The following is a 24,428-nucleotide window of genomic DNA, read 5'->3' on the forward strand; positions in this document are numbered from 1 at the left end:
CGCCACCTCGCAATGACAATAGGGCATGCTCCCACCGCTTCGTTTATGGCTCAATCAACCTTTGTTATAATACCCGCTATGAGCAATTCATCCGCCACTGCAACTGCAACCCGCGCCGGAGTCTCGTGGCTCTGGTTGGCGGTTGCCCTCTTTGCCCACACCGGCTGGGGCGCTTACCCGGTGCTAGCCCGCTATCTCCAGACGATTAGTCACTTGCCGAGTATGGCTATTCTCAGCCTTGGCAACGCGATCGCGCTGCTTGTCTATCTCCCCTTCGCCTATCGCCATGTTGACCGCAAAGTCTGGGTGACGCCGATCATCTGGCTGTTTGCGCTGGTGGTGAGCGTGCGCGCGATGACGAACCTGGCTTCAGCGCGCTTTACGCTGGCGATCTATGTGCAACTGATCACGCTGCTCACTCCGTTGATCGTTGCTCTAATGAGCAAGCTCTTCTTCCGCGAGCGGCTGCCGCCGTTTACGCTTCCCGCCATTACCCTTTCAATCGTTGGCTCATTGTTGCTGATGAGCGGCGATTTTGCCAGCGGTACGGTCTTGCGCTTGACAGCGAGCGATGTGGTGGGCATCGCGATGGCCTTTGTCTCGGCGTGCGCGCTGGCACTCTATATGATGCTGGTGCCGCGCGCGACTGGGACGGGCAAGGTGCGGGCTGAAGCAATGCTGCTGATTCAACTGATCGCGCTGACTGTCACTTGCGGCGCAATGAGCCTGCTCTTGGGCGAGCCATGGCAGCGGTTTGGCGAGATTGGCTCGCGCGATTGGGCGGTGTTTGCGGCTTTCATCATCTTTGTCTTGCTGGGCGCGAACCTCGGCCAGATTGCCGCTTTGCGCCAACTCGGCGCGCCATTGGTGAGCAGCACCATGGGATGGCGGCTGGTAAGCGCGCTGGCGTTGGCTGCCCTGCTGCTCGGCGAGCGGTTGCAGAGTGTTTGGCAGGCGCTAGGGGCGGTGATCGTGTTGGTAACGATTACGGTCTATCTGCGCCGGCAGTATCGGGTGTGAGGGGGATGCGGAGGGAGCCGGGATTGATTGACGTTGTTGTGAGCCGCCTATGACAACCACTATCCGAGCTTTGTCGGTGACGCCGCTCGATATTCCGCTGCGTAGTCCGTTTGGTATTGCTGGCGGCGCGCAAGATGTTGCCCGCAATCTATTGGTGACAGTCGAGTTGGCCAATGGGATGTGCGGTTACGGTGAAGCGGCCCCCTTCCCGGCGTTTAATGGCGAGACGCAGACCGGCGCACGGGCGGCGATTGAGACGGTGCGTTCGGCAGTCGAGGGCGCTGACGCGCGCGAATGGCGGGCCATTGCATGCCGGTTGCGTGAGCAGATCGGCGGCTATGGCTCGGCCCGTTGCGCGATCGAGACGGCGGTGCTCGATGCGCTCACTCGCTATTACGGCTTGCCGCTGTACGTCTTCTTTGGCGGCGCTGGGCATACACTCGAAACCGATATGACCATCACCACCGGTACAGTTGAAGCGGCAGCGCTGGCTACGCTCGATATTCTTGATCGAGGTATTCGCCAGATCAAAGTCAAGATCGGCGGCAGCGATCTGAGCCACGACTTAGCCCGCATCACTGCCATCCGCGCGATTGCTCCCGACGTACCGTTGATCCTCGATGGCAACGGCGGCTTGACTGCCGAGGTGATGCTAGAATTGCTCGGCGCGTTACGCTTGCAGCAGATTGTGCCGGCTTTGGTTGAGCAGCCGGTGCCTGCCGATGATTGGGCCGGTATGCGCCAGCTCGTGCAGTGGGGCGGCGCACCAATCGCCGCCGATGAGACAGCCTCAAGCGCGTTGAATGTGTTGCGCATCGCTCACGAGCGAGCGGCGCATGTGATTAACATTAAACTGATGAAGACAGGCGTGGTCGAGGCGCTAGAGATCGCAGCCATTGCCCGCGCTGCCGGCTTGGGGTTGATGATTGGCGGCATGGTTGAGTCGATCCTCGCTATGACGATGTCGGCCCACTTCGCTGCCGGTCTGGGCGGCTTCCGCTTCGTCGATCTTGACACGCCTCTCTTTTTGGCCGAAAACCCGTTTGCGGGCGGTTTTGTGCTGCGGGGTGGAACGATCGACCTTAGCCACATTATCGCCGGCCACGGAGTCGAACCGGCGAACCTGTAACAGGTACGTCTCTACAAATTTTCCCCAGCTTTCATTGTGCAATTCTGCCATAGCATTCACTGCTACCAAAGCGTATACTTAATCTTATATTGACCCATCGCATTGATGCCACCTGCGCGTCGCACCGTTGCGGCGGCGGGTGCTTATTGTTTCGGGAGCACGCATGGTAGCGCGACTCTTGATTGCTGATGATGAATCGTTGATCCGGATGCACCTGCGCGAGACATTGTTTGCGCTTGGTTATGTGATCGTTGGCGAAGCGGCAGACGGGCAGCAAGCGGTGGCAATGGCACGCCAAACGCGGCCTGACTTGGTGTTGCTCGATTATAAAATGCCACATCTTGATGGCCTAGAAGCGGCAACCATCTTGTGCCACGAAGGAATTGCGCCGGTGATCCTGCTCACGGCCTCGACGTCGCGTGAATTGGCCGAACGAGCGCGTATGGCCGGCGTCTTTGGCTATTTGACAAAACCCTTCCGCGATGCCGAATTGATGCCGTTGATCGAAGTGACGCTGGCCCGCTGGCAGGTGTATCAAGCGCGCCGCAGTGAGGTCATCGCATTGCGCGACCGACTCGAAACCCGCAAGGAGATCGAGCAGGCCAAAGGTGTGCTGATGGATTTGCACGGTCTTAGTGAAGCGGAAGCCTTCCGTCGCATTCAGCAATTGGCGATGCGCAATCGCAAGACGATGCGCGAAGTGGCGCAGGCGATTTTGCTCACCCGCCAGTTGGCAGGAGGATAACGTCCATCTCTCGCTAGGGTGTTCGTTTATCGCAGAGGGCGCAGAAGACGTGGAGGAGGGCAGGGTATAAGCGTGCCCGAATCGTTTCCCCCAACTCTTTGCATTCTCGGTGCCTTTGCGTTTAGAACCCCTGCCACCTTTGCGCCTTAACTGCGATTGCAGTTTGGCGGTACATCTACAGGTCATGGTATCCTGAAGCTGGATCGATCCGTCAAGGGAGGAGACCATGCCTGCTGCTCGCCACGCTGTCATTCTGGTTGCCGGCGCCTCTACCCGCACGCGGCCATTGACCGAACATCGCCCTAAGCCGTTGATCCCGCTGCTGGGCAAACCGCTGCTGGCCCATATCCTCGATGAACTGGTTGGGTTGGTAGAGCGGGTGACGCTGGTGGTCGGCTATCGGGCCGATCAGATCATCGCCACGTTCGGCGACTCGTATCGCGGGATGGCGCTGCGCTACGTTCATCAGACTGTGATTAACGGCACGGCTGGCGCATTGCTAGCCGCAGAACCGATTGACGAACCGTTTTTATTGCTCTACGGCGATAATTTGATTGACCGCGCCGATGTTATTGGCGTGAGCCAGCACGGCTATGCCGTTGCCGGATTGCGCGTCGCCGATCCGCGCTCGTTTGGCGTGCTTGATGTCCAAGATGGGCTAGTGTACCGGATTATCGAGAAGCCGGTCAACCCGCCGGCAGATGCGCTCGCCAACCTCGGTATTTACCATTTCGACGAGGCCGTCTTTCCGCTGTTACGCCAGATTATCCCTTCGCCGCGCGGCGAACTCGAATTGACCGATCTGATCGCGTTATTGGCTAATCACCATCCGGTCGCCTGCCACATCTGCACCGGCCACTGGATCCCGGTCGGTACGCCGTGGGAAGCTTTACTGGCAGCGCGGTTTTTGCTGGCGCGACTGGCGCAATCGCAGATTGCGCGCACTGCGCAGATTGACCCAGCGGCTGCTATCGAAGGGGTGGTAGTGATTGGCGAGGGTGCGGTAATCGGTCCACAAGCGAAGATTATTGGGCCAGCCGTGATTGGCCCACGGGTGGTCGTTGGGTCGGGGACATTGATCATTGCTTCGGCAATTGAAGCCGGGGCAACAATCGGTAGTGGAGCAATGATAGGCGGATCAGTGATCGGCAGTGGGGTGATGGTTGGCGCTGGCGCGATGATCAGCCATTCGTGGCTTGACGACCGGGCGCAAATTGGGCCGCATGTGGTGCTTGCCGCAACCGAAGATACGAGTATCCAACCGGTCGCGGTGGTCAATGGCATGTTGACCTTGACCGACATGCGAACCCGTGGCGCAATTGTCGCCGCCGGGGAGGTGGTTACGTCTGGGTAGGAGGGACGGTGCCTGCCTCGCCGCTACACCGGTTGGTCAAAGACCTCGCCAATGATCGCTTCGATCGGCGGCTCGGCGATGTTGACATCGGCTACCGGCAACTCGGCTAGCAGGCGCGCGCCGGTGCGGGTGGTTTCGTGGCGGGCAACCTTCAATTCGACCTCAAGCCCGTCAGCGCGCTGCACCTCGCCGTAGCGAGCCAACGTCTCAACCGGCACTGGCTCGCTCAACACGAGATGAATGATCTTGTGCGGCGCGACCTGCTCAACCATGCTCTGCAAGTTGCCATCGTAGAGCAAGCGTCCATGATTAATTACAATCACCCGCCGGCAGAGCGCGGTTACGTCGGCCATATAGTGGCTGGTCAGCAGCACCGTCGCGCCGTAGCGCCGGTTATATTCGGCAACAAACTCGCGCACACGGGCCTGCATCGTCACATCGAGACCAATGGTCGGCTCGTCGAGGAAGAGCACCTTGGGACGATGGAGCAGGGCTGCCGCCAATTCGCACTTCATCCGCTCACCCAAACTCAGCTTGCGCACCTGCTTATTGAGCAGATCACCGAGTTCGAGTAGCTCGACCAGCTCATGAAGCGTGTGCCGGTAGTCGTCAGCGGGTACCTCGAAGATCACCCGATTGACTTCAAACGTTTCGATCGCCGGCAGATCCCACAGCAATTGCTGCTTTTGCCCCATCACTAGCGTAATCTGCTTGAGAAACGCGGTCTGGCGGTCAAAGGGCGTAAACCCCAGCACCTGCACTTCGCCGGCAGTAGGATGGAGCAGGCCGGCCAGCACCTTCAGCGTCGTGGTTTTGCCGGCGCCGTTGGGGCCAAGAAACCCGACCATCTCGCCGGGGGCGATAGTGAAATCAATTCCATCGACGGCCTTCACCGTCTCGTAACGCCGGCGCACGAATGCACGTAGCGAGCCGGCGAGTCCGGCCTCTTTGCGATGGACTTGGTAATATTTGCGCAGGCCACGTACTTCAATCGACATAGGGTTCGTTCTCGCTGAACGCAGGGGCGCTCACAGCTTGCGTTGCTAGGAAGATTGTACTACTCCTGATGATTGTGAGAGGGAATGCCAGTTTCGGCTAGGGTGTCCTGTTGTGGTGTGCCGATAGCGACGCAGCCATCGCCCGCGCTGTCATTGCGAGCCGCCAGAGGCGGCGCAGTCATCTCCCCCGCGCACGAGAGCGATGCCGGCACGCACCTATTCCCGCTAGAGCGGGAGATTGCGTCGGTCGGACGGCACCCAGCGTGGCTGGGTACCGCCATTCCCTCACAATGACAGGAAAAGTCATTCACCATCCCCGCGTCACTTCCAAAAACCGTTCTGCTACCCGCATCCAGTCGAAGCGGGCGACATACTCGCGGCCAAACGCGCCATATCGCTGGCGGAGGGCTGGATCGGCCAGCAGGGTGGTCAATGCCGCAGCTAAGGCCGGCACATCGCCGGGTGGCACCAAAAGGCCCGCCTCACCGTGGGGCACCACTTCGGGAATCGCGGCGGCGGTAGTCGCGACGACCGGCAAACCGGCGGCCATCGCTTCAAGAAAGACGATGCCAAACCCCTCTTGCACGCTGGGCAGGCAGAAGAGATCGGCACGGTAGTAGTACGCCTTCACCTCATCATCGTCGGGTACCGCGCCGAGCAACTGGCAGGCCGATCCCAGCTTCAATTCAGCGGCCAGCGCGCGCAGGTTGTTGTGTTCTGGCCCATCGCCAATAATCACCAGTTCGGCGGCAGGCAGGCGTTGCCGCACCTGCGCAAAGGCGCGGATCAGGTCGGCAATGTGTTTGCGCGGGTATTGGCGAGCTACGCACAAAATAGTCTGGCCGGCGCCACGAGGTGACGGCGGCGGCCACGCCGCCAGATCGATTCCTTCCGGCACCAGCCGGATGCGTTCTGCCGGCACGCCGTAGTGGTGCTGGATGCTACGCCGGCAATAGTCGCTGGTAGTGATGACCAACGACGCGCGGCGGGTATTGATCCGCTCGAGCCGCGAGAGCAGCCAGAGCAGGCGGCGCACATTGCCGCGTTCGTGTTGCAGCTCTTCGGCAATCACCCCCTTGACACTGCACACATACGGCGTGGTGACGCGCCCCGCCACCAATACGCCGTCAATGTCCACGCCAACAATGAGGTCGTAGGGCAACGCGCGCAGGAGCGCAGGAACGTACAGATTAAACAAGAGCCGGCGCAGGGTGAGATGCGACGGCCATGCCACCGGCGGGGCAATCCGGGCCACGTGATGGCCATGGGCGCGGAGAGCGCGACCCAAGCCGCCGATCGCAGCGGCGGTGCCGCTACCTTCGGCTACCTGCTGGAGCCACGAGTCGAGAAACGCGATGCGCATGGGGTCTCCGAATGCAATAGCGATACCGCTTCTATCATAATCCAAAGTGGGGAAGTTGTCTGATACAATACTGCCACTGGTATGCTTTCACCCTTCCCAACCGCCCCTGCTAGAGGTTGAGGAGCAAACAGAACGTATGATCTAGTACAGCCGCTTACCGTTGTGCAGGAAACCCGGCCCTGCCGGGCCGGGCTAGGCCGATGAAGCCGGCTACGCGGGCTGATAGCCTTCATCCTCCGACCCCCTCTTCCGCTTCACAGCAAGAGAGGGGTGACGCCAGTGTGGGAGCGGAATACAGCGGCCTCTTTCCCATTGGCACAGGAGAGGGGCTAGGGGTAAGGGTGAACTGGCACATCTCAAAAGCCATCGGCTACATCGATGCTGATGTGTGCTAGCTATCCTTAAAACACTGGAAAGAAGTTGGGATCATCCTCGATAACATAAATGAAGTGCAGATCGCTCTTACGTTGACAGCGACAATCCTATGCCAGCTAAATTCGCCGTCTTGATACGCGCGGCATGGGCCGATGCCCTCGCCTACCGCGCCCAACTTTTCATCTGGGTTATCACCGGTATGCTACCGCTGATCATGCTAGCCGTCTGGCGCACGTTAGCTGGCAATGGCGTGATCGGCGGCTACGCCAGCGACGATTTTGTCGCCTATTTTGTCGGTGCGCTCTGTATTCGCCAACTGACTGGGGTCTGGATCATCTGGGATATGGAGCGCGACATCCGCTTGGGTGAGCTGTCACCGCACCTGTTGCGACCGGTGCATCCACTCTGGCGTTATCTAGCCATGGCACTGGCCGACAAACCGCTGCGCCTGATCATGGTCGCACCAATCGCGCTGATCGCCGCCCTGATCGCTCCCGGCGCCATCCCCCAGCCCGATCCGCTTAGTTGGGCCGTCTTGCCGCTAACGATCGCGCTGGCGTTTACGGTCTACTTCCTCAACCAGTGCTGTATCGGCGCGCTCAGTTTTTGGTGGACGCAGGTGTTGGCGTTGCAAGATTTTTGGTTTGGGGTTTATGCCTTTAGCAGCGGTTATCTCATTCCGCTCGACCTGTTGCCGCCGCCGGTGACAGCAGTACTGGCGTGGCTGCCATTCCGCGCTATGCTGGCCTTCCCGCTGGAACTCCTGCTGGGTCGGCTCGAACCGGCGGCGATCGCGTGGGGGATTGCCCACCAGATCGGGTGGGCAGTGCTGTTGGGGTTGTTGCTGGGCTGGCTGTGGCGCGAGGGGGTATCTCGCTACAGCGCGGTAGGGGCATAACTGCTAGGCTGTGGCGCACCGGCGGTGAAGAGCCACGAAAAGACCCAACACGCACAAGGAGGAGGTTCTTTTTCGCGTCGTTTACGTCTTCTTGCGGCTATTCCTCCTTGACGCGCCGCGTGCTTCGCGCTACCATGTCAACCGGTTAGATAATCAAAGCGCCGACGAGGACGAGTAACCCGGTTCCGGCCACAGGGAGGGCGCGCCGTGACTGAGAGCGCGTCTGGTGACGGGCCCGGTGAAAACCCCCTCCGAGCGGCTCCCGGAACGCTGCATGCTAGTATGGGAGCACGGGATTCGCCCGTTATCGCGAACAATGAGGCGCAACGCTGTCGTTTGGCGTTGCGTAAACACAGGGTGGAACCACGAAGCAGCTCTTCGTCCCCGTGCGGGCGGAGAGCTGTTGACATTATGAGATCTGCAAGGAGTTTCTATGCGTTCTTCCGCGCGCCGGTTGCCGGCGCGACGCCGTGAGTCAAGCGGGTGCGCCGGCCAGTTGGCTCGCCTTGGCGTGGGTCTATTGGTGATTGCCGCCCTCTTCTTATGGCTGGCCCGCCCACAGCTCAGCGCGGCTCTTGGTCGTAGCATCGCCGACCTGCTCGCGCCACCCGTTCCGACGACCGGTGCGCCGCTACCCGAATTGATCGCTGCGTTGCCCGCCGGTGAAATGACGGTCAGCGAAGCCGAGATCAACGGCTATCTGGCCGGGATCGACGCGGTGTTACCGGTTGAAGCTGCTAGTGTGCGGTTGGTTGCCGATCGCGCCATCATAACCGTGCGCGCGTATGGTATGACCAGCGTGGCTAGCACAGGCCTGACGGTGCGCGATGGCCGAGTGGTGGCGGTCGATCCGCAGATCGAGGGGCCGCTGGCGGCGCTGGTTTCGGCAAGCGATCTCACGGTTGCGCTTAACGAGCGGCTCAATGCCGAGTTACTCCGGCAGGGCCGCCAGATTGTCGCCGCTCGGATTGATGATAGGATGCTGACGATTGTGTTGAGGTAAAGGAGTCCCGCTATGCCGGTTGATCCCAAGAGCGATCCGTATTACCGTCTGCGCCACTCGCTGGCCCACGTCATGGCGCAGGCTGTACTTGAAATCTTTCCTGATGGTAAAGTGGCGATCGGGCCGCCGATTGAGAATGGCTTTTACTACGACTTTGACTTGCCCCGCCCGCTGACGCCCGAGGATCTGACCGAGATCGAGCAGCGGATGAAGCGGATTATTGCCGGGAATCATCCTTTTATTTACCGCGAGGTGAGCGCCGAAGAGGCCCGCCAGCTCTTTGCCAACCAGCCTTACAAGCTTGAATTGATTGAAGGGTTGGCGAAGGGATTGGACGAATACGGCGAGACCCACCACGGCGATACGGTTATCTCGACCTATCGCCAAGACACGTTCGAGGATCTCTGCCGCGGGCCGCACCTCAACCATACCGGCGAGATCAATCCCGAAGCATTTAAGCTGATGAGTATTGCCGGCGCGTATTGGCGCGGCGATGAGAAGAATCGCCAGTTGCAGCGCATTTATGGCACTGGTTGGAATACTAAAGAAGAGCTGGAAGCCTATCTGCACCAGTTGGAAGAGGCGCGCAAGCGCGACCATCGCCGTCTGGGCAAGGAATTGGGCCTGTTCTTCTTCTCTGACGACATTGGCCCCGGCCTGCCAATCTTTACGCCCAAAGGCGAAATTATCCGGCACGAGATGGAGAAGTTCGTGCGTGAGGTGCAAACCCGTTACGGCTATCAGCACGTCTGGACGGGCAATGTGGTGAAGGAACAGCTTTACCGCAAGTCGGGCCACTACGACAACTATCGCGACAGCATGTTCCCGCCGATGGTCGAGAGCGAGGATCTGGTCTTCCGGCTAAAGCCGATGAACTGCCCTAGCCACATGACGCTCTACAACCAGCTTGGCGTGATTAGCTATCGTGATCTGCCGCTGCGCTTCGCCGAGTTTGCCACGCTCTATCGCTACGAAGATAGCGGCGCGTTGAGCGGCCTGACGCGGGTGCGGGCCTTGACCCAAGACGATTGCCATATCTTTTGCCGGCCAGACCAGATTCAAGAAGAGTTTAGCCTTGCCCTGCAAGTGATCCGCGAGGTGTTGGGAACCTACAAGTTCACCGATTACAAGGTGCGCTTATCGCTGCGTGGCAACGAGGGCAAGTATGTGCAAGACGACGAAAAGTGGGAGCAGGCGACGGCTGCCTTGCGCGCGGCGCTGGAAGCCAATGGCGTCGAGTATTTTGAGGCCGAGGGTGAAGCGGCCTTCTACGGCCCGAAAGCCGACTTCTTGGCCCGCGATGTGCTGGGGCGCGAGTGGCAATTGAGCACGATTCAAGTCGATTTCATCCAGCCGGCCCGCTTAGGCTGCGAGTACATCGGCGAAGACGACAAACCGCACACACCGGTCGTCTTGCACCGCGCCGTCACCGGTACCACCGAGCGGTTTATGGGGGTCTTGATCGAGCATTACGGCGGCGCGTTCCCGCTCTGGTTGGCCCCGGTGCAGGCGGTGGTCATCCCGATTACCGACAAGCAGATGGAGTATGCGCGCAACGTGCGCCAACGCCTCTTTGCTGCCGGCTTACGGGTGGAGCTTGACGATAATCGCGACCGCATGCAAGGGAAGATCCGGCGGGCACAGTTGCAGAAGATACCTTATATGCTTATAATCGGCGCCAGAGAGGAAGCTGCTGATGCTGTCGCCGTTCGCACCCGCGCCGGTGAAGATCTTGGCGCAATGCCAGTTGAGACCTTCTTGGCCCGCGCCTTGGAAGAGATCCGCACCCGCAGTTAGGTTTCGGTAGTGGCGATAGCGAACAAGCGAGTGATGCTCCCTCTCCCCGCGCACAGGGAGAGGGATGCAGTGGGGAGCGAGCGATGCGCAAGTGGTTTAGAGCACCCGCTTCACCGACAGGCTCTACCCATCCTGACAAATTGAGGAGCACGCCGATGACCGTTGAGAATGACGCGATCGCCGAGGTCGCGCGCCGCTTTGCCGAGTCGATCCACGCCGAACGGGCCGCCACGCTTGATGCGTTAGCAGCCGAGCGCGAAGCCGCCCAACGCCTCTTGGCCGCGTTGCGCCGCGAACATGAACGCCAAACTGCTTCGGCCACCGCTGCGTTTATTGCCGGGTTGCTCATCGGCGCTGCCGTCGGGGTCACAGCAGTGGCGTTGCTCAACCCGCGTTCGGGTCGCGACATTCGCCAGACGCTCGCTGCCCGCGCCAGCGTCACCCGCCAGTCATTCATTGAACGGCTGCGCGCCGCAATCGCGGCCGGCCAGCGTGCCGCCGCCGAACGCGAACAAGAGCTGTGGCGCGAGTATCGCAAACGAATAAGCGAACCGCCATCGTCCGATCCATCAACGACACCATAAGGGCGCCGCATGCGTCGCCCCAGCATCGCGCTCCAGCGTAAGGGCGATACATGCGTCGCCCCATGAGGAAATCTATGGACGCCGAAATCATCGCGATCGGCTCAGAATTGCTGCTAGGCGTAACGATCGACACCAACAGCGCCTACCTTGCCCGCCAACTGGCTGCCGCCGGCGTGAATGTCTACCGCAAGACGGTCGTCGGCGATAACGCCAAGCGGATCGAGCAGGCGGTGCGTGAGGCGCTTGACCGGGCCAATCTGGTCATCTGTACCGGCGGGCTTGGCCCGACCCTCGATGACGTGACCCGCGAAGCGGTGGCGGCGGCGTTCGATCGCCCGCTTGAGTTTCGCCCCGAATTGCTCGACCAGATTGCGGCTCGCTTTGCCGCTATGAACCGCCCGATGAGCGAGAGCAATCGCCGGCAGGCATACGTGCCGGCAGGCGCGCGCGTGATCCCCAATCCGCGCGGCACCGCTCCCGCTTTTCTAGTCGAAGACGCGCGCGGCACGGTCATCGTATTGCCCGGCGTGCCAAGCGAAATGCGCTATCTGTTCGAGACGGCAGTCATTCCTTATTTGCGGGAGGAACGCGGCATCACCACCGTGATCCTCGTGCGCACCCTCCACGCGGTTGGCTTAGGCGAGAGTGTGATTGGCGAACGCATCGCCGATCTCATGCAACAGGCTAATCCGACCGTCGGTATTTCGGCCAAGCGGGCGCGCTACGAGTTGCGCATCGGCGCCCGCGCCGAGAGCCAAGCCGCAGCCGAAGCGATGATCACCCAGACCGAGGCGATCATCCGCGAGCGCCTCGGCCAATATTTGCTCGGCGACGAAGAGTTGCCGGCGGTGGTGGCCCGCTTGTTGCGCGAACGAAACCTCACCCTGTCACTGTACGAAGGGATCATTCAAGCGCCGGTATTGCATGCGCTGCTGGCTGCGCCAGATATCGAACAGCGCCTGCGCGGCGTTGAAATCCATCCGCTTGACCGGCCAGCCGACGAGCAGGCAGCGTCAGATTTGGCTGCCGCTGGCGCATCTACCGTGGCTGACCATTGGCAGAGCGATCTGGCGTTAGGTGTGCAACCAGCCAGCATCGCCAATGAACAGGGTTTTACTGCGGTAGGCTTTGCGTTGGTGACGCCAAACGGCGAACGGCGCTTAACCCGCCCCTTTGACCTGCGCTCAGCCGAGGGCCGCGAGTTTATCGGCACGGCGGCGCTCGACTTGCTGCGCCGCTATCTGGCCGGGGAGCCGGAGTAGTGTACGCGCCGTTGCCTTCACCTACCACATTACCGGCTGCCGTGGCGCTAATCTGGCGCGATCCGGCGTGGTGGCACAAATGCTTGCTCCACGGCGCCTTGGCAATGACGATTATCGGCTTGCCGCTGGCCACCGGCTTTATTATGGAGAGCTACGACAATACCCGGCGCGGGTTCCCCATTCCGTTGCCGCCGTGGCGTGATTGGACGCTGCGCGCGCTGACCGGGATTTTCGCCTTGTTGATCGATCTGGCGTTCTTTCTGTTGCCGCTGATGGTTGGCGGGCTGGTGCTCGGTTGCAGCGGTTTGGCGCTCGTGTTGGCAGCGCAGACCGCGCTGCTTAAGCCGATCATCTCCGGTATGGTGGCGCTGATAGGATTGGTCTGGCTGTTCTTTTTGCTGATCGGCGTTGCGCCGGTTGGCCGGCTCATCTTCGCCGAAGAGGGCCAGATCGAGCACGCCCTCAGCATCGAGACGGTGCGGCGCGCGTTGCAGCCGCCCTATCGGGCACACTTTTGGCGCGCGCGCTTGGCCAGTCTGGCAGCGTATCTGCCGGCAGGGTTGATCGCAGCCTTCACTGGTTGGTTGATCACGAACAATGCTCCGCTTCTGCTCATCATCCTTGCTGGCTGGCTCTTGTGCAGCGTCGGCATCTTCGCCCAACTGGTTGGCGTGCAATTGTACGTTGCCGCCGAACGGCAGGCGCAACGAGAATTGTGCGCGTAGCTGGCTTGGTTGTGGTACAGTAAGGTTGTTGTGCGAACACAGTGGTTACACTCTTCCTCACGCTGAAACGGGAGAGTGCTGCGGCGCTGCTCCTCTCGCAATGACAAATGAACCAATGTCATTGCGAGCCGGGCGGAGTGCGGCGCAGCAATCCCCCGCGAGTGCAGGAGGGGCGCCTGAACAGAGGATTGCTGCGGGCACTGTGCGCCCTCGCAATGATAAAGGGGACTGAGCTCGCTACCATGACAAGAGGTTGCGTGTCTGCACACTGGCAGAGGGGTTTGCGTCCTTGTGAAGGGTGGTGACGCAAGCCTTGGTTGTTAATAGAGCATTCCTCATACGCGCACTGCGCGATAACGACACCGGAGCGCCTGCATGAATCTAACCCGCGCCTTCAGCTTTGTGTTCGATGACCCTGATTGGTGGCAAGTGGTCGTCGTCGTCGGCCTGTTGCAACTGGTGCCAATCATCGGCCAGATTGCCGCCTTGGGTTGTATCTTGTACACAGCCCGCGCCGTCGCTAGGGGGAGCGATCGCCCGCTGCCGCGCCTCAACCAGTTCGGCGCTGTCTTCAGCGAAGGCTTGTACGGCGCATTCATCTCTATCGTCTACTACCTGCCAATGGTTGTGATCATATGTCTCTTTGCGTGTCTGATCGTGGCAGTGGTGGTCGCAACGGGCAATAACGAACCGCCGATCGGGATGTTGATCGGTTTGGCACTTTGCCTGAATCTCCTGCTGGTGCCGTTGGCGCTAATTACCCAACTGTTGCTGATCGTGGGCAGCGGTCGCTACGTGCAGACCGGCTCTGCCGGGGCGGCATTACAATTGGGCGAGGTGGTTGCGTTGCTGCGGCGCAATCCGGCTGAGTGGCTAGTGCTGTGGCTGCTCTCGATCTTGTGCAATTTCGTCGCCGGCCTTGGCGCAATTGTCGTGTTCTTTGGTGTCTTATTCACAACCGCCTACGCTGCGCTCGTCTTTGGTCACCTACTCGGGCAAACCGTTCGCCAAGTTTCATCACCACCGTCGCTGATGTAAGCGGGAGAACGCTATGGCGCTCCGTGACCTGATCGAACCGCGAGAACTCCTCTATCCCTCTAATCTGCTCACCATCAGCCGGTTGCTACTCTTGCCGGCGACGATCTACTACATGCAGCGCACCGATCGGCGCAAACGGGCATTGCTATTGCTCACAATAACGATGATTACTGATGCGCTTGATGGGCCGATTGCCCGCCGCCGGGGCGAGGTCTCGAAGCTAGGCCAGATCCTCGATCCAATTGCGGATAAGGCGCTGATTGACTCGGCAGCGGTGATGCTATCGCGCACTCGCGGTTTTCCGTGGTGGGCAACCGGGTTGCTCATCTTTCGCGATGTTGGGATTCTGCTGGCCGGGTTGATCGTGCTGCGCCGGAAAGCACAGATCACTACTGCCGAAAGCAGCGGGAAGCTCACGACGCTAGCAATGACGATTGTCGCCCTGCTCTACCTTGCCGGCGGCCCGCGTTGGGGCAAACCAGCGCTCTACGCGGCATTGGTGCCGTTTAGCTTGTCGTTTGTGCAGTATGGCTGGCGTTTTATCCAGATTATGCGCGACGATCAGAGCAATGCAGAACGCAAAGACGCAATGTAACCGATTGCGCCTTTGCGTGTGCCGCTAGCGCGCCACCTTCGTGGCGAACAGCTTGTGGAACTTGGCCACTTTGGGTGCAACCACAAATTGGCAGTAGGGCTGGTAGGGGTTGCGCGCAAAGTACTCTTGGTGATAATCCTCGGCAGGGTAGAAGGTGGTAGCCGGTACGATCTCGGTCACAATCGGGTTGCGAAACACCTGCTGCTCGCTTAATTCACGCACCAATTGCTCGGCAATCTGCCGCTGCTCGTCCGAATGGTAGAAGATCGCCGAACGGTACTGGGTGCCGACATCAGCCCCTTGCCGGTTGAGCGTGGTTGGGTCGTGAATACTGAAAAAGATTTCCAGTAGTTCGCGATAGCTAATTTGGCTAGGGTCAAAGCGGATTTGCACCGCTTCAGCGTGGCCGGTGTCGCCATCGCACACCTGCCGGTAGGTCGGGTTGTGGACGTGGCCGCCAGTGTAGCCTGAGACCACATCTTGCACACCGATCACCTGATCGTAGACTGCTTCGAGGCACCAGAAGCAACCGCCAGCCAGCGTGGCCGTTTCGAGAGGCATACTAGTCTCCTTCTAGTGAAATGTGCTACTCTCTTTGTAGTCTACCTCAGGTTGGCAGTCAGCGGGAGGATCACAACGGATTATACCGGTTCATCGCCGTGATCAAGCCCTCGCCCAGTACGACTTCGACCGCATCAGCGATCCGTGCTAACAGATCAGGTAGCACCGCCTCTTCTTCCGGCGTAAACCGGCTCAACACGTAATCGGCGGCGTCCATCTTGCCCGGCGGCTGGCCAATGCCTACCCGCAGCCGCGGGAATTCAGTCGTACCCAGTTGGCCGACGATTGAGCGCATGCCGTTGTGGGTGCCGGCGCTGCCCCGCTCGCGCAGACGCAGTTTGGCGAACGGTAAATCGAGATCGTCATAGATCACCAGCAGTTCGCGCGCCGGATCGATCTTGTACCAGTTGCGCAACGCCGACACTGCTTGCCCACTCAGATTCATGTAGGTCTGCGGTTTGACCAATGCTACCCGCTGCCCGCGAATGTTGCCTTCGGCAATCTCGCTGTTGGCGCGCTGGTTGCGAAATGCTAGCCCATAGCGTTCGGCCAGCGTTTCGACGCTGCGAAAGCCGATATTATGCCGGGTTCGCGCGTACCGTTCGCCCGGATTGCCCAACCCAACAATCAACCACATAGAATATCCCTCATGTACGGGTACAGTGTGCTGTGCCCCTTCAGGTTCCCGCCGTCGCGCCATGGTAGAAGCGGTTGCGTTGCTCGTCAAACCGCTTGACGAAATGCCGTTTCCGGCGAACATGGCTGCAATTGCATCGAATTGGTAAGGATGTGATATGGCTGCTCCGACCCTCTCGCTACCGTTGCCTGCTCTCGCCGAGCAGTTTTTGCTCCGGCGCGATATGACCTTTCTCAACCATGGCAGTTTTGGCGCCTGCCCACGTCCGGTGTTCGATACCTTCCAACAATGGCAACGCACCCTCGAATCCCAGCCGGTCGAGTTTCTCGGTCGCCGCTTGCCCGACCTGCTGCGCCAAGCGCGCGCGCAGTTAGCGACATTCGTTGGCGCGCTGGCGGATGATCTGGTCTTTGTGCCGAATGTGACCTACGCGCTCAATATCGTTGCCCGCTCAATCGCGTTGCAACCGGGGGATGAGGTGTTGGGCATCACTCATGAGTATGGCGCGATCGAACGCACATGGCGCTATGTGTGTCTGCAACGCGGCGCGACCTACGTCAACCAGCCGGTTGAGCTGCCGGTGGCGACGTATGATGAGATTGTCGAACAGATTTGGCGCGGCGTGACACCGCGCACCCGTGTAATCTTGCTCAGCCATATCACCTCGCCGACCGCATTGGTTATGCCGGTGGCCGAAATCTGCCGGCGGGCGCGCGCTGCCGGCATCCTCAGTGTGATTGATGGTGCGCATGCTCCCGGCCAGATCGATCTCAATCTCGCTGAGCTAGGGGCCGATTTCTATGGTGGCAATTGCCACAAATGGCTGTGCGCGCCGAAGGGAGCCGGCTTTCTTTATGTCCGCCCTGAACACCAAGCCAGCCTTGAGCCGCTGGTGGTGAGTTGGGGCTGGCAACCGCCTACCCCGCTCCAAGGCAGTTTTCTCGCTTACCCTGAAGGCCGCCCGCTCCAAGCCTATTACGAGTGGATGGGCACCGATGATCCGTCAGCCTTTCTCACCGTGCCGGCAGCGATCGAGTTCCAGCGCCAGCATGGCTGGCCGGCGGTGCGGCAAGCGTGCCACGAGCTGTTGCAAACTGCTTCACAACAGATCTTAGCGCTCAGCGACTTGCCACCGCTGACTCCCGCTGATGCGGGTTGGTGGGTGCAGATGCGCGCGCTGCCCTTACCACCGTGCGATCCGGCACAGGTGCAGGCGCGTCTGTGGCGCGAGTGGCGGGTCGAAGTGCCGTGTTTTAGCTGGGAAGGCCGCCCGTTGATCAGGGTCTCGGTGCAGGCGTATAATGCTCCGGCAGATATTGAGCGGCTAATGGCGGGGTTACGGGCGGTGTTGTGAACCTTTGGGGGCTGGTACCACCGAGGGAGCGGAGGCGGTAGGGGCCAAGAGGAGGGGCGGCCAGCCGGAGCCGATGCCTCGCGCTTGCCCAGATGGAAGGGACAAACCCCATGCTTCCGTTCCTCAGCGACACTCCCCTCCCGCCGTCAAGTGGGAGCGAGGTTGGGGGTGAGAGCCTCCTCCATCCCTCACTGAGGGAGGGCTGGGGTGGAGGTTGGCAACATCGAGGCCAACGGGAATAGGTTTCAACCAACAACAGCGCGCCCTTTCGCATTCCTTTTGCAATATGCAGGAACATGCAAACCTATGATCGAACTCGACCGCGTCACCTACACCTACCCCGGCGCCGGCGCGCCGATCCTGCGTGATCTGAGCATACGGATCGCTGATGGCGAATTGTTGCTCGTCTGTGGGCCGAGCGGCGCCGGCAAGAGCACCCTCTTGCGCCTGTTCAATGGCCTCGTTCCCCACTTTTACGGCGGGCGGCTCAGCGGGCGAGTGCGCGTGTGGGGGCGTGATACACTCGCCCATCAGCCGCGCGATCTGGCCGATCTGATCGGTTTTGTGGTGCAAGACCCCGAAAGCCAGTTCGTCGTTGAGCGGGTCGAAGACGAGATCGTCTTTGCAATGGAAAATCTGGGGGTGCCACCGGCGGTGATGCGCCGGCGGGTGGAAGAGGTGCTTGATCAGTTGGCAATTGCCCATCTGCGCCACCGCCACGTCGCCACGCTGAGCGGCGGCGAACAGCAGCGAGTGGCGATTGCTGCCGCGCTCGCCGCCCAACCGCGTGCGTTGGTGCTCGATGAACCGACCAGCCAGCTCGATCCGCACGGCGCGGAAGAGGTCTTGACCGCGTTGCAAAAGCTCAACGCCGACCTTGGCATTACCATTGTGCTGTGCGAGCACCGGCTGGAACGGGTGGTGCAATACGCCGACCGCATTCTCTACCTCGCACCGGGTGGAAGGGTTGAGGTAGGTGCGCCGCGCGAGATGCTGGCTCGCATCGAGCTACGCCCGCCGCTGCAACAGCTTGGCGTTGAGTTGGGTTGGGAACCCTTGCCGTTGACGATCAAAGAAGGCCGGCGTTTTGTGACTGCTGATCTGCCTGTCTCACCACCATCTGCCCCCACGCCGCTGGAACATCAGCCACTAGCCCGTTTGCGGAACGTCACCGTGCAGTACGGCCAGCACGAGGCGCTCTATCGGTTGAATCTCGATCTACCGCGGGGTGCGCTCATTGCCCTTATGGGCCGCAATGGCAGCGGCAAGAGCACGCTGCTCAAGACGCTGATCGGATTGGTGCGGCCCGTTGAGGGGAAGATCGAAGTGGAAGGCCGCGATATTGCCCCTATTCCGGTGGAGGAGCTGGCTCGCCGGGTGGCGTATGTGCCGCAAGATCCGCGCAGTATGCTCTTTCACGACACCCTGCGCGAAGAGGTGGCATTCAGCTTGCACGGGCGCGGGTTGCAGCCATCGCCTACTACTATTGCCGAGGTCTTAGCGCGTTTTGACATTCATCATCTGGCCGAGCGCTATCCGCGCGATCTCAGCGGCGGCGAAGCACAGCGAGCGGCGCTGGCCGCCGGTTTGGCCGGCGACCCATCGCTCATCTTGCTCGATGAACCGACCCGTGGCCTTGATTATCACGCCAAGGCCAGCTTGATCAGCATGTTGCGCCGCTTGTGCGACGAAGGGCGCACGGTGGTAATGGCGACCCACGATGTCGAGCTGGCCGCTGCATGCGCTGATCGGGTAGTGTTGCTTAGCGAAGGCGAGGTTGTGGTCGAAGGCCCAGCTACCGAATTGCTCGGCAACAGCCTGATCTTCTCGTCGCAGGTCGCCAAACTCTTCCCCGGTCGCGGCTGGCTGACGGTCGCACAGGCGCTGGCTGGATTGCGGGGTGGATGTATGTTTACCGCAGGGGACGCAGAGAGTGGGAAACATTAAAACCTTCGCTCCCTCTGCGCTCTTTGCATCTTGACGTTAGGAGCTTTGTGTTTCTTCGCGTCCTTTGCATCTTGGCGCTATCCAACTTTGCGTCTCTGGGCAGTCTTCGCGCCTTAGACCCCTTTGCGCCTCTGTGTGAGTCCGCCTCGTGTCTTCTTTACCCTCTCGCCACTACGGTGCTTGCCAACAGTGCCTTCACGCCGGCTTGCAGAGTGGCAAACGAGCGCATCCCATTCCACGTCGATCCAGTATGGATCATGACCTCGGCCATATCGGGCCGGATGCCGCACAATGCCACCTGCGCCCCCATCAACCGCGCCCCATCGCTCAGGTGGCGCAAGGCGCGGGCAAGGTCTTGATCGAAGACGGTCAGCCCGGTCAAATCCACCAGCACTGTGCGCGCATTGCGTTCAGCAATTTCCGGCAGAATCAGGGTAACCAACGTTTGGCAACGAGCCGCATCAAACGCTCCGATCAGTGGTACAAGCAACACCGTTTCGCTCAGCGGGATGATCGGCAAGGTTAGCCGGCGCAACAATTCATCGCGCTGCTGCAACTCGGCCAGCGAACGCTCGAGTTCGGCGGTGCGTTCAGCCAGTGCTGCCCGTGACGTTAGCAACTCGGCTTGCTGCCGCTCCGAACGGGTAACGTCGCGCATCAGTACCACGCTTGACTTGCCCTGTTCATCGTTGATCGCCACTTCTGACACCAAGACAATCTTGCCATCGGTTGCGTGTGCAAACCGGCGCCGGCCCCGCTCTTGATCCTCAGCCGTTGTCTGCTCGTGAAAGCCACTCTCGGCCAGCATCCGCTCAAACGCCTGTCCATCTCTCACGCAAGCCGGCACGAGCCGCTGCGCCGCGCGATTAGCAAACCGCACATGACGGCCAGCATCGAGGATGAGCACACCGTCGGGAAGATTCTCGATAGCGGCTTGCAAGGCGATTTGTGAAGGACGGAAAACTCCGTAGCGCAATGTCACCCAGCCGAAAGAAAGATGGAGTGGCAGCAAACTAACATAGGTGACTGCGACTAATCCCAGTTCACGAAACATATAGCCCATCAAAAAGGTAAACACCGCTCCGGCGGTTAGCCAAAGCGCCGGTGTGCGCATCACCGGATGGCGAATAGCAATCGTCACCAACATGGCGAGCGGCGCGAGCAGACAACCGATAATGTAGAGCGCAAACACCGGCCAGAATAGCGGGCCGCGCACAAAGCTGAGCACGCCCGTCTCAGCGCGAAAGACATCGCCACCCACGATATTCAACCGCCCATACCAATCTACGGCGAGAAAGACCGTCATAAAGGCATACGGTGCGATCATAGCCCAGCGCACCACTGGTTGCTGATAACGGTGCGGCATGAACAATATCATGATCAGCCAGACCAAAAAACCAAAGATCGCCGCAAGCAGTGAAGTGAGCAAGCCTGAGAGTAACCAAATTTCATCCGCGTTGCGGCTGGCAAAACGCACCGCACCGGCGCATGTCAACACCAACGAGCAGCCGGTAAAGAGAGCGAAAAGCCGGTTCGCTTGACCGCGCCAATCTTGCAGCAACACGTAGACGATGCTGGCAGCAAGGATGATGAGTGTAAAGAGCACGAGGAGTAGTTCCATGACAGCCTTCCTCGGTTCCTAAAACAGTGACTGTTTTGCGAGCATTTCGGAATCGTGGGTAGTATTGCGGCGCTGCAATGATGGCTCAAGCGGGAAGTATGTATCTGCCATTATTATGGCCGTTTCGCAAGTGATTGTCAAAAATAGGTGAAAGAAAATTAGTTGCTGCTTAGCGAACGCTGTGACGAGATAACATTGCCTAGCAGAACATAAAAATTTGCTCGGTACCCAACTGGAATGCGAGAAGTAGCAGCTCTTCTCGCTACAACCTGCGCTAATGGTTTGGATACCGTCGTGAGATTCTCACGTCAAAAACCCGCCGACCTTTGGTCTGACACCGATTATCGCGTGTGCTCGTACATCCCTCGATACACCCCATAAAACGCATATACTGCCCACACATAGTTGCGCGTTTCGCTAAAATCGATTGTTTCGACAAAGCGGTCGGGATCAGCAACTACATTGCCGCCGGCCCAGCGTTGCGCGTTGCCTAAGCCACCGTTGTAGGCTGCCAACGCCCCGTGCAAGCTACCATTCATGTCCTTGATCCGGCGGCCAAGGTAGAAGGCGCCAAAGCGAATGCTAATGTCGGGCCGGTAGAGATCGTCGAGCTGAAAGTCGCTGATGCCGAGGTTTTGCGCGATGCCGCGCCCGGTGTCGGGCATGATTTGGGCTAAGCCGCGCGCACCGACCCACGAGGTCGCCGCTGGATTAAAGAGACTTTCTTGGCGGATGAGGGCGTAGAACAAGAGCGGATCAACGCCGAATGCGGCTGCTTCCCGCTGCACGAGTTCAGGGTAAGGTGTCGGAAAACGCAGGCGGAGCAGAGCAGGTGGGGGTGGGTTAGCTGCCGGCGGCGTTAGCCGCGCCAGCCGCTCGGCGGCCAGCAGCGCCGGGTAGGTTGCGCCGGCCTGATAGGCACGCTGGGCCAGATCGAGCAAGCGCAGCGGTTGCTCGCCCGCTTGCCGCAACCCATCAAGCCATTCGCTATCGGCTTCGTTGTACAAGCCTACTTCACGCAAGAGACGCGCTCGTTCAGCGACACCGGCCAGCGCCGGTTGACCCTCGCTCGTGCTCCAACTCTGCACCCATTCGGCGAGCGCAATCCACTCGGAGGAATCGATCGGCGCTCCGATCGGCAGTGAGCCAGTCGGGATTTCGCCTAACTCTTCAGCGGCCCGCACCGCATAGTAGCTATCTGGCGCGGCAGCTTGCGCTTGCCGGAAGTAGTCAACCGCTGCCGGATCAGCGAGCTGCTGCGCCGCTTTACCGGCCCAAAATGCGCCGAGCGCCTGCCCGATCCCTTGCCCGCGTTGGGCCAGCGCACGCCAAAGTTCACCGGCGCCAGCGATGTCGCCGCTGTCAAAGCGGGCTAACGCCACCCGATGCAACGCGGCAATGCCGAGGGTTGTGGTTGGGTAGCGTTGTCCTAGTTCGAGCCGCACTTCAATCGCGGTCGTGCCGTCACCCAACCGGTCGTACAACTGGGCTGCCCGGTCGAGCGCCACTGGCGCGCGTGGTTCGTCGGGCCATGTCACGGCGTATTGCCGGTAGAGTTCGGCTGCTTCGGCCACCATCCCGCTCTGGCCGTAGGTCTGGATCCAATCAAGCGCTGCTTGCCGCCCGGTGTCGCTATTGGGATCGCGATCACGGGCCACAGCCAGATCAGCCAGCGCCCCGGCAAAATCTCCCAAGGCGCGCCGGGCTAGCCCGCGCTGGCGTAGCGCCTCGGCTTCGTTTTGCCCGGCAGCAATCGCCAAATCAAGCATGGCGATCGCATCGTTCCACCGTTCTACCGTGCGGTAGGCTTGGGCGGCAGCAAACGGATCGAGCGCCGGGTCATTGCCGGCTCGGAGGGCATCGGCGGCCAGCGCGGCGCTTACTCCGGCGTGAGTTGCAATCGCTTCGCGGCGCAGATCGCTGGCCGTGGCCGGGTCGCCGGCCTCGGCAGCTAAATCCGCCGCCCACGTCAAAATCCGGGCTCGGTAATCAGGCTGGGTGGCAAACGCGAGGATTTGGCGCGCATATTCCACCCCATCTGCCGGACGGCCCAGTGTAGCCGCTAACACCAGCGCTTGTTCATACGCAGCGGCACGCTGGCCTGCCGCCATCTCACCGGTGGCGGCGCGCAGGTAACGTGCCTCCGCTTCCGCTAAACGCCCCAACACGCGCAATTGGGCCGCCGCCCGCAGCGCCGCATAGGGCGCGAGCGGCGTACCGAGCTCTTCGTATTGGGTGTAAGCGACTACCGCTTCGGCATGCAGACCAGCCGCCTCGTGAGCGCGGGCCGTGAGGAAGAGCGCCGGGGCGTAGAGCGGCGTCGCTGGATCGGCCAACAATGGCCGCACCAATTCCGCCGCCGATGTCCAATTGCCGCGATCGCCATACGAGCGAGCCAGTAACAGACGGGCAACTGGCGCTTCGGCGGCAGCAGGAAAGAGTTGTAACAACTGACTGAGTAAGCCAGCCGCTGTATCATCGTCGCCAATCTCACTAGCGACTAACGCGCGCTGCCAGAGTTCAGTCGCCGTGATCGGCGGTGGAGTTGGCGTAGCCGGCAGAGAAGTGGGGGGGACCGTCGGTGATGGTTGCGCTACCGGCATCAGGCAGCCCGCCAGCATGCAGCAGAGAAAGCAAGCGAGCCACACTGCGGCGCGCTGCCGGGGCAACTGCGTAAGCGCCATACATGCTCCTTTCGTCACGAGAGCAGTATAGCATGGTGTGGTGGGCGTGGGCGGCTCTCAGATATTGTGTACTTCGACAAATCGCATGGCAATGTGGTGGTTCCACCCGCCCTAGCCCTCCCTCTTCGACAGAGGATACAGCACCCCTCTCCATCCAAAGCTTAAAAATGGACAGAACACCTAAGCGGGGCACTATAGGTCATTGCGAGGGGACGGGACGATCCCGCTCGGCGGGGCGTCTTGCCCCCGAAGCAATCCCCCGCTGTAGCGGAACGTATGCCTAAGCGGGTATCTTGCGTGCTCGTGGGAGATTGTTTCGCTGCGCCGGGGGCAGAGATGCGCGACTCCGTCCTTGCTCTCCCCCGCTGGGAATTCACGGGCGGACAGAACGCATACGTACCGGTACCGTTGATCGCCTTGGGATGCGCCGGTTCACCCTCACCCTCAACCCCACCCCCAAGGCGGAAGGTGAGGGTCGATCACGCCGGCGCAAAGGTCTTCAACGCCAAGCCACAAAGGGTGCAGCGGGTTGGGAATGGAACGGAGGAAGGAAGTAGCCTTTCTGATCGCTCCTCCCCATTCCCTATGCGCTATCGCTCACACTTGCGAGGGCGGGGGCAGGGGAGTGATGGTCATCAGCCCGCTGCGCGGGCGGATAACCAAGTCGCATCGCTCGGCTTTTTAGCCATGCTGGCAGGGGAGTGATGGTCATCAGCCCGCTGCGCGGGCTTCGTAAGC

At 60.4% G+C, this 24,428-nt stretch carries 20 protein-coding genes and 1 other annotated feature; of the genes, 14 read left to right on the forward strand and 6 right to left on the reverse strand.

The features are described 5' to 3' along the window. Window positions 1–78: 78 nt before the first annotated feature. From Q1A00_RS01290 to Q1A00_RS01305, 4 genes are all read left to right on the forward strand, one after another. Entirely contained in the window at window positions 79–1,020 is a 942-nt protein-coding gene (locus tag Q1A00_RS01290; protein WP_299754866.1) for a DMT family transporter, read from the forward strand. A 49-nt stretch (window positions 1,021–1,069) separates the two neighbouring features. Next, window positions 1,070–2,149 carry a dipeptide epimerase gene (locus tag Q1A00_RS01295; protein ID WP_298405107.1) on the forward strand — a complete coding sequence of 360 codons (1,080 nt, stop codon included), beginning with the start codon at window positions 1,070–1,072 and terminating at the stop codon, window positions 2,147–2,149. Window positions 2,150–2,312: 163 nt separating this feature from the next. Further along, window positions 2,313–2,894, forward strand: a complete 582-nt coding sequence (locus tag Q1A00_RS01300; RefSeq protein ID WP_298405110.1) for a response regulator — start codon at window positions 2,313–2,315, stop codon at window positions 2,892–2,894. A 226-nt stretch (window positions 2,895–3,120) separates the two neighbouring features. Further along, window positions 3,121–4,248, forward strand: coding sequence for a sugar phosphate nucleotidyltransferase (locus Q1A00_RS01305; RefSeq protein WP_298405113.1), 1,128 nt, complete (start codon window positions 3,121–3,123; stop codon window positions 4,246–4,248). A gap of 23 nt (window positions 4,249–4,271) precedes the next feature. On the opposite strand, the gene Q1A00_RS01310 is transcribed toward Q1A00_RS01305, so the two are convergent. Beyond that, window positions 4,272–5,246, reverse strand: coding sequence for an ATP-binding cassette domain-containing protein (locus tag Q1A00_RS01310; protein ID WP_298405115.1), 975 nt, complete (start codon window positions 5,244–5,246; stop codon window positions 4,272–4,274). A 307-nt stretch (window positions 5,247–5,553) separates the two neighbouring features. Further along, window positions 5,554–6,609, reverse strand: coding sequence for a glycosyltransferase family 4 protein (locus Q1A00_RS01315; protein ID WP_299754872.1), 1,056 nt, complete (start codon window positions 6,607–6,609; stop codon window positions 5,554–5,556). Window positions 6,610–7,093: 484 nt separating this feature from the next. Here Q1A00_RS01315 and Q1A00_RS01320 point away from each other — a divergent pair, with 484 nt between their 5' ends. From Q1A00_RS01320 to Q1A00_RS01355, 8 genes are all read left to right on the forward strand, one after another. Then, complete coding sequence (locus tag Q1A00_RS01320) at window positions 7,094–7,882, forward strand: ABC-2 family transporter protein (RefSeq protein WP_298405121.1); 789 nt, start codon at window positions 7,094–7,096, stop codon at window positions 7,880–7,882. Between the two features lie 152 nt (window positions 7,883–8,034). After that, window positions 8,035–8,271, forward strand: a binding site (T-box leader). Window positions 8,272–8,315: 44 nt separating this feature from the next. Next, complete coding sequence (locus Q1A00_RS01325) at window positions 8,316–8,885, forward strand: hypothetical protein (protein ID WP_298405124.1); 570 nt, start codon at window positions 8,316–8,318, stop codon at window positions 8,883–8,885. Between the two features lie 12 nt (window positions 8,886–8,897). Beyond that, window positions 8,898–10,682 (forward strand): threonine--tRNA ligase, encoded by a 1,785-nt coding sequence (gene thrS, locus Q1A00_RS01330; RefSeq protein ID WP_298405126.1) that lies wholly within the window; start codon window positions 8,898–8,900, stop codon window positions 10,680–10,682. 155 nt (window positions 10,683–10,837) lie between these two features. Continuing rightward, on the forward strand, window positions 10,838–11,266 hold the full coding sequence (locus Q1A00_RS01335; protein WP_298405128.1) for a YtxH domain-containing protein: 429 nt from the start codon (window positions 10,838–10,840) through the stop codon (window positions 11,264–11,266). Window positions 11,267–11,340: 74 nt separating this feature from the next. Beyond that, window positions 11,341–12,528, forward strand: a complete 1,188-nt coding sequence (locus Q1A00_RS01340; protein ID WP_298405130.1) for a CinA family nicotinamide mononucleotide deamidase-related protein — start codon at window positions 11,341–11,343, stop codon at window positions 12,526–12,528. Next, window positions 12,528–13,253 carry a DUF4013 domain-containing protein gene (locus tag Q1A00_RS01345; protein WP_298405131.1) on the forward strand — a complete coding sequence of 242 codons (726 nt, stop codon included), beginning with the start codon at window positions 12,528–12,530 and terminating at the stop codon, window positions 13,251–13,253. Before Q1A00_RS01340 ends, Q1A00_RS01345 begins: the two co-directional genes overlap by 1 nt. Before the next feature lie 375 nt (window positions 13,254–13,628). Then, a complete protein-coding gene (locus tag Q1A00_RS01350; RefSeq protein WP_298405134.1) occupies window positions 13,629–14,291 on the forward strand; it encodes a DUF4013 domain-containing protein in 663 nt (220 codons plus the stop codon). A gap of 13 nt (window positions 14,292–14,304) precedes the next feature. Then, entirely contained in the window at window positions 14,305–14,886 is a 582-nt protein-coding gene (locus Q1A00_RS01355) for a CDP-alcohol phosphatidyltransferase family protein (protein ID WP_298405137.1), read from the forward strand. Between the two features lie 24 nt (window positions 14,887–14,910). Here the strand turns inward: Q1A00_RS01355 and msrA are convergent, their stop codons facing one another. Both msrA and pth read right to left on the reverse strand, forming a co-directional pair. Beyond that, window positions 14,911–15,447, reverse strand: coding sequence for a peptide-methionine (S)-S-oxide reductase MsrA (gene msrA, locus Q1A00_RS01360; protein ID WP_298405140.1), 537 nt, complete (start codon window positions 15,445–15,447; stop codon window positions 14,911–14,913). Between the two features lie 70 nt (window positions 15,448–15,517). Continuing rightward, on the reverse strand, window positions 15,518–16,084 hold the full coding sequence (pth, locus tag Q1A00_RS01365; protein ID WP_298405142.1) for an aminoacyl-tRNA hydrolase: 567 nt from the start codon (window positions 16,082–16,084) through the stop codon (window positions 15,518–15,520). A gap of 157 nt (window positions 16,085–16,241) precedes the next feature. Here pth and Q1A00_RS01370 point away from each other — a divergent pair, with 157 nt between their 5' ends. Next, window positions 16,242–17,438, forward strand: coding sequence for an aminotransferase class V-fold PLP-dependent enzyme (locus Q1A00_RS01370; RefSeq protein ID WP_299754881.1), 1,197 nt, complete (start codon window positions 16,242–16,244; stop codon window positions 17,436–17,438). Window positions 17,439–17,744: 306 nt separating this feature from the next. Continuing rightward, a complete protein-coding gene (locus tag Q1A00_RS01375) occupies window positions 17,745–19,385 on the forward strand; it encodes an ABC transporter ATP-binding protein (protein WP_298400912.1) in 1,641 nt (546 codons plus the stop codon). A 157-nt stretch (window positions 19,386–19,542) separates the two neighbouring features. On the opposite strand, the gene Q1A00_RS01380 is transcribed toward Q1A00_RS01375, so the two are convergent. Continuing rightward, window positions 19,543–21,006: an STAS domain-containing protein gene (locus Q1A00_RS01380; RefSeq protein ID WP_298400914.1), complete on the reverse strand. Its 1,464-nt coding sequence runs from the start codon at window positions 21,004–21,006 to the stop codon at window positions 19,543–19,545. Window positions 21,007–21,347: 341 nt separating this feature from the next. Next, window positions 21,348–23,690 (reverse strand): transglycosylase SLT domain-containing protein, encoded by a 2,343-nt coding sequence (locus Q1A00_RS01385; RefSeq protein ID WP_298482711.1) that lies wholly within the window; start codon window positions 23,688–23,690, stop codon window positions 21,348–21,350. Between the last annotated feature and the right edge of the window lie 738 nt (window positions 23,691–24,428).

The organism is uncultured Chloroflexus sp. (genome assembly GCF_938091255.1).
In the GTDB taxonomy this organism is placed as follows: Bacteria; Chloroflexota; Chloroflexia; order Chloroflexales; family Chloroflexaceae; genus Chloroflexus.

Coding starts and splice junctions, on each gene's coding strand:
- Q1A00_RS01290 (WP_299754866.1), top strand. CDS start 79: ATGAGCAATTCATCCGCCACTGCAACTGCAACCCGCGCCGGAGTCTCG.
- Q1A00_RS01295 (WP_298405107.1), top strand. CDS start 1,070: ATGACAACCACTATCCGAGCTTTGTCGGTGACGCCGCTCGATATTCCG.
- Q1A00_RS01300 (WP_298405110.1), top strand. CDS start 2,313: ATGGTAGCGCGACTCTTGATTGCTGATGATGAATCGTTGATCCGGATG.
- Q1A00_RS01305 (WP_298405113.1), top strand. CDS start 3,121: ATGCCTGCTGCTCGCCACGCTGTCATTCTGGTTGCCGGCGCCTCTACC.
- Q1A00_RS01310 (WP_298405115.1), bottom strand. CDS start 5,246: ATGTCGATTGAAGTACGTGGCCTGCGCAAATATTACCAAGTCCATCGC.
- Q1A00_RS01315 (WP_299754872.1), bottom strand. CDS start 6,609: ATGCGCATCGCGTTTCTCGACTCGTGGCTCCAGCAGGTAGCCGAAGGT.
- Q1A00_RS01320 (WP_298405121.1), top strand. CDS start 7,094: ATGCCAGCTAAATTCGCCGTCTTGATACGCGCGGCATGGGCCGATGCC.
- Q1A00_RS01325 (WP_298405124.1), top strand. CDS start 8,316: ATGCGTTCTTCCGCGCGCCGGTTGCCGGCGCGACGCCGTGAGTCAAGC.
- thrS (WP_298405126.1), top strand. CDS start 8,898: ATGCCGGTTGATCCCAAGAGCGATCCGTATTACCGTCTGCGCCACTCG.
- Q1A00_RS01335 (WP_298405128.1), top strand. CDS start 10,838: ATGACCGTTGAGAATGACGCGATCGCCGAGGTCGCGCGCCGCTTTGCC.
- Q1A00_RS01340 (WP_298405130.1), top strand. CDS start 11,341: ATGGACGCCGAAATCATCGCGATCGGCTCAGAATTGCTGCTAGGCGTA.
- Q1A00_RS01350 (WP_298405134.1), top strand. CDS start 13,629: ATGAATCTAACCCGCGCCTTCAGCTTTGTGTTCGATGACCCTGATTGG.
- Q1A00_RS01355 (WP_298405137.1), top strand. CDS start 14,305: ATGGCGCTCCGTGACCTGATCGAACCGCGAGAACTCCTCTATCCCTCT.
- msrA (WP_298405140.1), bottom strand. CDS start 15,447: ATGCCTCTCGAAACGGCCACGCTGGCTGGCGGTTGCTTCTGGTGCCTC.
- pth (WP_298405142.1), bottom strand. CDS start 16,084: ATGTGGTTGATTGTTGGGTTGGGCAATCCGGGCGAACGGTACGCGCGA.
- Q1A00_RS01370 (WP_299754881.1), top strand. CDS start 16,242: ATGGCTGCTCCGACCCTCTCGCTACCGTTGCCTGCTCTCGCCGAGCAG.
- Q1A00_RS01375 (WP_298400912.1), top strand. CDS start 17,745: ATGATCGAACTCGACCGCGTCACCTACACCTACCCCGGCGCCGGCGCG.
- Q1A00_RS01380 (WP_298400914.1), bottom strand. CDS start 21,006: ATGGAACTACTCCTCGTGCTCTTTACACTCATCATCCTTGCTGCCAGC.
- Q1A00_RS01385 (WP_298482711.1), bottom strand. CDS start 23,690: ATGGCGCTTACGCAGTTGCCCCGGCAGCGCGCCGCAGTGTGGCTCGCT.